At 45.0% G+C, this 3,770-nt stretch carries 4 protein-coding genes; all 4 read left to right on the top strand.

All coding sequences use genetic code 11. From position 1 onward, the window contains the following. Positions 1 to 1,398: 1,398 nt before the first annotated feature. Complete coding sequence (locus RZA33_RS19190) at positions 1,399 to 1,725, top strand: hypothetical protein (RefSeq protein WP_322976226.1); 327 nt, start codon at positions 1,399 to 1,401, stop codon at positions 1,723 to 1,725. Between the two features lie 174 nt (positions 1,726 to 1,899). Then, entirely contained in the window at positions 1,900 to 2,451 is a 552-nt protein-coding gene (locus RZA33_RS19185; RefSeq protein ID WP_317509324.1) for a tyrosine-type recombinase/integrase, read from the top strand. 24 nt (positions 2,452 to 2,475) lie between these two features. After that, complete coding sequence (locus RZA33_RS19180; protein WP_317509323.1) at positions 2,476 to 2,748, top strand: hypothetical protein; 273 nt, start codon at positions 2,476 to 2,478, stop codon at positions 2,746 to 2,748. A 302-nt stretch (positions 2,749 to 3,050) separates the two neighbouring features. After that, the coding region (locus RZA33_RS19175) for a YagK/YfjJ domain-containing protein (RefSeq protein ID WP_317509322.1) at positions 3,051 to 3,770 on the top strand (720 nt) is incomplete at its 3' end.

The following is a 3,770-nucleotide window of genomic DNA, read 5'->3' as shown; positions in this document are numbered from 1 at the left end:
AAATTGATATAAAACACTCTAAGAAGTTCACTTCATCAAGCAAGATGAAAAGAAGAGACGACGGTATAAAGCTCATGGGAAGACACAACAACAACCAAGAACAACTAGAAGCGGCTTAATCTCAAATATTTCAAGGTGGTATACCAACTCTCAGAATTGAACCTCGACTAACCAGACAGGCACACTCAAGGCTTTCCCAGAATTTTTGGGGCTGATTTTCAAGTTGGCATAGTCCAGTTATCAAGCCTGGCTTACTTCAAAAGTATGCTCTGACATACAGTTTATCGCTACCGATTCCACGCTCAGTTATCCGTGACAAATTCACAGGTTGGCTCTCGTTAGCGCTAGCCCATCTGGGGAGAGGTGGAAACTACGGGATTTATTTCAGGCTCAATGCTGTATGGTGGATCATGCAAAGGATCTGCAAACGGCTCAGGACGAGCCACCTACCAGACATACCAACCCCGATGATGTTGCCCTAAAGGGCCTTTTCACAACAGGCTCTTCCTCCCTCAACTTTGATAAGTTTCAGGATCTCAGCCTTGCCCGACACTTCGAGAAGCGCTGGCTAGCACTCTCCCCTGCTCTGCCTGTCGGGACACTTTGCAGCTTGTTCTACTGGCTTTGCTACAGCTCCTTCGCTGCAACGCCTCGCCGTTTTTTAAAGTGGTGGCTGTTGGTCTACCCGTTACCCACTTTACCAGTAGTCTGTTAGGGCCTATCTAACAGAAAGCTTCAAGCGCGTCTTGGCATTGGTCGTTTGAGCAGTTCCCCTTCTCGACCGACAAGTTACAACCAATGAAAGGACAGCTCTTGAATTCCACTTCCACGGTTACGCCGATTCTGCTGGCGCTGTAGTAACTGCCGAACGGGATTCTTTTAGGCGGGAAAACTTGCGAAGGCGCGTAGATTATCGCTATTCTTGCAGAGTGTTTTGTCTCTTCCCGCTTTGAAGAGAATCCGAAGCCCTCGTTGTTGGTAGCAGCGAGGGTTTCATTCGTTCTGAGAGCAACTATCCCTTCTTGTGACCTAATCCGTCAATCCTGATTATCTAATTCAACAACATAAGCTAAGCCAGCAACCTAGACTTCACTTCTCAAGCCTTCCAAAACAGCCGCAGAGCGCTTTTAACGCACTAACCAATGCATACCTACTGGTTAAACATCAAAACCTCTTACAGCGCATTACATAGCGATATAGAACCATATACCCGCACCACTAAAGATTCTAAGCAGCGGTACTTTTGCCGACCACCTAAGTACGTGATGGTTTATAGTGTAGGGCAACCGACACCTTAACCCGACAGCACCCGACATGCCTGAATTGACCATTGGACGTATGGCTAAACTCTACGGTCTACACCGTTCATCACTTTACGAAGCTATCGATAGAGGCCGCGTGAGCGCTGGATATAACGTCAAAGGCCAGCGTGTAATAGACCTATCTGAAATGATCCGTGTTTATGGTGAAGCGTTAAGCACAACCCGACACCCGACACCTGAAAAACAGACACCACCAGACATGCCCGACACTACGGCTCTAGTCGATGAATTGAGAGCGTTACGTGAAGAGATTTGCAACCTACGTGACGAAGTGAAGGAATTGCGACTCTTACCCGCTCCACAGCAAAAAGTAGAACAGTCATCAGCACCAGGCACCTCAAATTCTAAGCAGCGTCACCAGTTTAGCGACTTCATAGACGCCCTACGCAAAAGCGAGAGCTAACTACTCAGCACTAACAAATAACACTCCCCAGCATCATCTCGACAGCCTTCTATGTTACACAAGTATATTCTGTCACATAGCGAATCGCACAGTTAAAGCAATCTGCTCTTGCATCTCCTTTCTATGTTACATATAATCCACTTTATCGAATAAACGTCACATAGGATTAGCATCATGAATGAAGTTGAAGCGGTTAAGAGCAAGGTTATGATCGAGAAGATAGAGAACAGACTCACATCTTTCGGTCAGGTATACGCTGACGTTTGGCGCTTCGGAATCAATTCAGGCTTACGTATTGGAGACCTTCTCACCCTTCGCTTTGATGACGTATCCGGTGACTCTTTGGAAGTAACAGAGCAGAAGACAAGAAAGCGCCGCAGTATTCCTATCAACCCGACAATGAAACGGATCATTCAACGTCGCCAGCAAGACAACCCACATCACACCTACCTTTTCCAAACAGACGCCAACCGTTCAAAGGGCGCTGGTAAGCCGATTGCCAGAGGATCAGTTAGCCGTATATTCAAACAAGTTGGTGAGGGAGCTTCTATCGGTATCAAGCTAGGCACTCACAGCATGAGAAAAACGCTCGGCTACCAGATGTACCAGAACGGCTGTTCGCTAGAACTTATCTGCAAAGTGCTTAATCACTCTTCCCCCACTGTCACAATGCGGTATATCGGGATTGAGAAGGAAGACGTAGCATCCGCGTATATCGAGCTATAAAACGTCAATCTAAGGGCTTTCACAGTGGCAAAGATCAAACACGACACAGAGCTATTTTACGCCTCTCTCAGCGCTTGGTTAGAGAAAGCAGACCTACCAGGAGCGCTTGACGTTATCACCCGAGAAGGAGAACCAGAAACGCTGCTGGCAGTAATCCGCTCTTACACTGAACTCAACGTGTGGTACTCCAACGGCAAGACATACAAGACCTATCAGCACGCTTACGCAGCGTTAGGAGCTGCCATTGATAAGCTGAATCCAGAGCATAAACCGCTTAGCGCTTGCTGGACTGAATAGAACCACCATGAACAAAAGTAATTACTAAACAACATTCCATGAAAATTATGCATTAGACACAGCTAAAGATAGATGTTAGCTTATGTCCAAGCGGAGTTTGATTGTTAATCAAACATCTTGCTCGCGTAATTCTGCCGATTATCAGCACCTTGTTTCAACCAGGACATAGCACCAGAACCCTTATAAATAGGGCTGTCTGGCAAATTGTCGTGCTTGTCTCAAGGAACCTTATCAGACAGAAAACTACTGGATATTTTATCTAATACACTTCTAAGTAACTCTTACAGCAACTTGAGGGAACAATGAAACAGAAAGAACACAACACAATAATCCATTCACAAACTTACAAAGGCTTTGAACTATACAGTAACAAAGAGAAAGCATTGGATGGCTTCTACTTAAAAGTCATTGATAAGACGATAACAGGCTTAGAAGAGATGTTTTCAAACCACAAAAAGCTTAACGTATTCAGGTTCGATTTATACTTCAAGAACAACCAAAACCAATATATCGAAGCAAAAGACGATACAAACGAACTAGTCTCAACTTTCTTCAAAAACTTAAAAGCTCGATTGAAACGATGGAAAAACTACAACAAGAAGCAGGAGACCGTCGAACACAGGAAGATCAAGCGCATCCTCTACCAGTCAGTCCGAGAGCGTAGCCGCGAGAAGCGTACCCACTACCACTGCTTGCTAGCGATACCTGCACAGGCTCAGGATGATGGTAAAGTCTTCTGGGATGATGGGCTAGAGGACTACGTTTGGATTTACAAGATCATCGTTGAAACTTGGAAGGCAGTCTGTCCCTACGGAATAGTCAACTTCGGAAGTCAGGGCTATCAAAACCACTATTACTATCTCAACTATAGCTCACCAACATTCAATGATGAAATAGAAGACTGTATTCGAGGATTATCATACTTAGCTAAAGTCTATTCAAAGGAAATTGATATAAAACACTCTAAGAAGTTCACTTCATCAAGCAAGATGAAAAGAAGAGACGACGGTATAAAGCTCATG

The organism is Halovibrio sp. HP20-59 (assembly GCF_033052795.2).
In the GTDB taxonomy this organism is placed as follows: Bacteria; Pseudomonadota; Gammaproteobacteria; order Pseudomonadales; family Halomonadaceae; genus Vreelandella.
This window is presented reverse-complemented; position numbering and strand designations above follow the sequence as displayed.